Annotated in this window: 5 protein-coding genes; 1 reads left to right on the top strand and 4 read right to left on the bottom strand. The window is 66.9% G+C overall.

Features of this window, described 5'->3' with window-relative positions; genetic code table 11:
• Nucleotides 1-79: 79 nt before the first annotated feature.
• The 4 genes from VN047_RS02990 to VN047_RS02975 are packed head-to-tail and all read right to left on the bottom strand — an operon-like array spanning nucleotide 80 to nucleotide 2,445.
• Entirely contained in the window at nucleotides 80-1,054 is a 975-nt protein-coding gene (locus tag VN047_RS02990; protein ID WP_325539878.1) for a JAB domain-containing protein, read from the bottom strand.
• Entirely contained in the window at nucleotides 1,018-1,569 is a 552-nt protein-coding gene (locus tag VN047_RS02985) for a hypothetical protein (protein WP_325539876.1), read from the bottom strand. Before VN047_RS02985 ends, VN047_RS02990 begins: the two co-directional genes overlap by 37 nt.
• Entirely contained in the window at nucleotides 1,526-1,867 is a 342-nt protein-coding gene (locus VN047_RS02980) for a hypothetical protein (RefSeq protein WP_325539874.1), read from the bottom strand. The genes VN047_RS02985 and VN047_RS02980 overlap by 44 nt, the downstream gene beginning before the upstream one ends.
• A gap of 59 nt (nucleotides 1,868-1,926) precedes the next feature.
• Nucleotides 1,927-2,445, bottom strand: coding sequence for a helix-turn-helix transcriptional regulator (locus tag VN047_RS02975; RefSeq protein WP_325539872.1), 519 nt, complete (start codon nucleotides 2,443-2,445; stop codon nucleotides 1,927-1,929).
• A gap of 509 nt (nucleotides 2,446-2,954) precedes the next feature.
• On the opposite strand from VN047_RS02975, the gene VN047_RS02970 reads away from it, so the two are divergent.
• A partial coding sequence (locus tag VN047_RS02970) for an acyl-homoserine-lactone synthase (RefSeq protein ID WP_325539870.1) occupies nucleotides 2,955-3,497 on the top strand: 543 nt, incomplete at its 3' end.

Genomic DNA, 3,497 nt, shown 5'->3' with positions numbered 1-3,497 from the left:
GTCGCGGGCGGGAAGGACGCCGCATCGAGCGCCGCGCGGCTTCACGCGGCGCGACTTCGGCCGGCGTGGCGCGCGGCATTTATTCTCCGCCTTCGGCAAAATAGGCGCGCAGCCGGTGCGCCATGTCCGGCGTGATCTTCATGAAGCTCCGGCGCCCGTCGGCCGGATCGGGAAGGCGAACGAGAAGCCCCGCGTCGCACAACCGCTGCGCGAGCCGCATCGCACTGCTTTCGGGTATGCCGGCGGCGATGCACAGCGACGACATCGCCAACTGCTTTCCCTGGCACTCGTGCACGAACAGGTCGAGCAGCATGTCCCACGCCGGTTCGCCGAACAGCTCATCGGCTCCCAGCAATTGCCGCCGCAGGATTCGGCGCCGCTGCGTTGCCATCGCATGGCGCAGAATGCGGCCGTCGCTGCCGCGGGAGTCTCCATCGCCGTCGCTTCGCAGCGCCAACGGGCGTGGCCGCGGCTTGACGGACGCCTTCGTCTTTCCGCTCCGCATATGATGTGTCCCCGTCGCCGTGACGACGATATGATCGAGAAGCTCGATATCGAGCGAGCGGCCAAGTCGCTCGATCATCGCGGTCGCCCCGAGATCCTCTTCGCTGGGCGTCGGATCGCCGCTCGGATGGTTGTGGATGAGGATGATCGCTGCGGCATTGAGTTCGAGCGCGCGGCGGAAGATGGTGCGCGGATAGATCGACATGTACGCGAGCGTACCCTGCTGCAGTTGTTCGTCGGCAAGAAGCGTCCGCGCCGCGTCGAGAAACAGGACGCGGAGCCGTTCCTCGGGAAGCGATCCCATCGAGGCGGTCAGATAGCGCCGCAAACGCTCGTCGAGCGGATCGATGCGCCGGGCCCCGAGATCGGCCTCCATCATTTCATCGAGGACGTCGCGTCCGCTTGCCAGCAGGTCGAGAACGGCAGGCCAGCCGCGGATAACCCGGGAAAGCGCTTCGGGGCTCTGCGCCCACAGCCGCGACAGGCTGCGAAATTCCCCGAGAAGCGTACCCGCTATCGCGTCGGCATGCTCGGGCTCGACGGCCGCCACGAACCGCGCCAGGACGGATCGCTGCCGTATATTTGCAGCCGTTTGCTGTGCCGCCAGGTTCCGAGGAATAGCAGGGGCGGGAGAAGCCAGGACGCAAACACCTGCATCGAAAGATAGGCTATCGGGTGCACCGAGAGATCCACCGCCCGGCTGAAATGGGCGAGCAGCGGCAACATCTGGAGCGCCGCCGCCGCCAGCGGCCAGAAGCGATGCGCCGCCAGCGCCAGGACCAGCGTCGCCGCCGCCGCCGCGATGTCGATCGCGAGATGCCCGGCATCGAGCGCGGTGAAGCGCACCGGCACGACGAGGTGAAGCAGTTGATCCGCCGCCAGCATCGCGATCAGGATGACCGCCATCGCCCGTTCGGGGCCGCCGCCCTTCCTCAACGCGTAGAGCGTCGCGAGGAAGAGAAGCGTCAGGAAACAGGCAATCCGCAGCATCGCCGTCTGAAACCATGCGCCCGGCCCCCGGTCAACCGGCGACGGCGCCGCCGCCCTGCGGCGCGCTATCGGCATGCGCGACCGCCGGACATTCGTGCAGATCGAGGCCCGCGGTCTCGCGCGCGATATCGGCGAGCTCGCCGTGGACGCGCAGCACGCCGCCGCTCGCGTCGATGAGCGCCATTTGCGCCTTGGCGAGACGCTGGATGGTCGCCTGTCCCTTCACGGGCTGGACCCGGTCGGCGTCGCGGCGCGCGGTCACGATGGTCGTCATCAGCGACGACACCGCGATCAACGCATCGTCGATCCGCGTCTCGGCGGTCGGTACCTGATGCCGAAGTTTTCTCGCCATGAACATGATCGTATCGGACATGATCTCTCCTTCGCCGGAGCGGGCCGCTCCGGTCGCCATGCGGTTTCACCTGAGAAGCGTCAGCCGGAAATGAGCCGCGACAGCGTATGTGCGATGCCGAGCCCGCCGAGGAGACTGATGACGATGGCCACGAGCATCGCCGCCACGATCGCCAATCTCGCTGAAGAGCCATGATCGTGGCTCCCGACCTTCCCGAACGGCAGACCTGTAGCCCAGGATCCGCCTGACGCATTGCTGCGGTCATCCGGCTGCAGGGGCTGCGATGGATCGCCGTCCGCGAAGTCGGATGGCACGAGCGACGGCGGCGGGGGAATATCCACCGGATCATATGTGATCCGGTCATATAGGCGCTTGAGACGCGCATAGCGCCGCGCCGCGTCGTGGCGGTCGGTAGCGCCGAGAATATGGCGCGCCGTGGTGAGCCGCTGGTCGACCGTCGGTTTCGAGATGTCGAGGTCGATCGCGATCTGCTTCGACGTCCTGCGTTCGAGCAGCAGGTCGAGGCAGGCGCGCTGTTTTTCGGTCAGCCGATCCCAGCGCACGCGGTCGGCCGTAGAAGATTGCGACCCTTCCATCATGACAGTTTCATGACAAAAGCGCCCGCACACAAGCCCTTAATCGAGTGGGCGGCGCTGCGCCCCCCGGCAAGGCCCGATGGCGGGAAGGCGCGATAAGGGGCGAGTTGCCAGCGAGGCCGCGTGAGTCCCACGGACATCGGATCGCGTGCGCCCTTCGCTGCGTATGTGGAACCGCGCGACATGAAGAACAACTCTCAAATTGAGAGTAACTCCGCGAATATAGTGGAAATATCGGGAGCGCCGGATAGCCTGAGGCGTTCGAATCGCCGCCCGACCAGCGGCGATCGCCATTGCCGGTTCGCCGCCTGGTTGAGAAGGCCCGCGACCGGCCCTGATGGGAGCAATGCCGGTCCGGCAGGCTTGAGGACGCCGCCCGGCTTGCCAAGGGTCGCCATGCCGACATGCAAGGCCGCGCCGACGCGCGGCGGGCCTGAAATTCCTCGCGCCTTGGTGGCAGGCCGCCGCGGGGATTTAATTTGTCCGCGCGCCGCACCGTTCGGGTGGCAGGCATGATGCTCATCGTCGACCAATCGACCCGGGCGCGCGAACATGTCGCGCTCCGGTCGATGTTCGCGGCGCGCAAGCGCGTCTTCGTCGATATCCTGAAATGGGATCTTCCGGTGCTCGCCGGCTGCTTCGAGGTCGATCGCCGCGACGGTCCCGGCGCGACCTATCTGATTGTCGCCGGCCCCGATGGCGAGCACCGTGCGTCGGCGCGCGTGCTTCGCGAACCCTCGGCGGCTCTTGGCCCTTTCGGCGATCGTATATACGAGCCCCCCATGAAGGGCTCGGTCGCCGAAGTGACGCACGCCTGCCTCTCGCCCGATTTCGCTGCCGCCGATCGGCGGCGCGCGCGCGATCAGTTGCTGTACGGCCTCGTCGACCATGCTCTCGCGCGCCGGATTGGCCGCTTCGTCGGCGCCGTTCCGCAACCGTGGGCCCCGAAAATACAGAATATGGGCTGGACGTGCCGGCACCTCGGCGCGGTGCATGCCGGCTGCGGTCCGGATATGATGGCAATCGCCGTCGACGTCGACGCGGCGACGCCGGCG

The organism is Sphingopyxis sp. (genome assembly GCF_035565275.1).
GTDB lineage: Bacteria > Pseudomonadota > Alphaproteobacteria > Sphingomonadales > Sphingomonadaceae > Sphingopyxis.
The sequence above is the reverse complement of the archived record's forward strand: the minus strand, read 5'-3'. Positions and strand labels throughout refer to the sequence as shown.

Excerpts from the sequence above, each read along its gene's own strand:
- VN047_RS02975 (WP_325539872.1), bottom strand. The coding sequence starts at position 2,445 with ATGATGGAAGGGTCGCAATCTTCTACGGCCGACCGCGTGCGCTGGGAT.
- VN047_RS02985 (WP_325539876.1), bottom strand. The coding sequence starts at position 1,569 with ATGCCGATAGCGCGCCGCAGGGCGGCGGCGCCGTCGCCGGTTGACCGG.
- VN047_RS02980 (WP_325539874.1), bottom strand. The coding sequence starts at position 1,867 with ATGTCCGATACGATCATGTTCATGGCGAGAAAACTTCGGCATCAGGTA.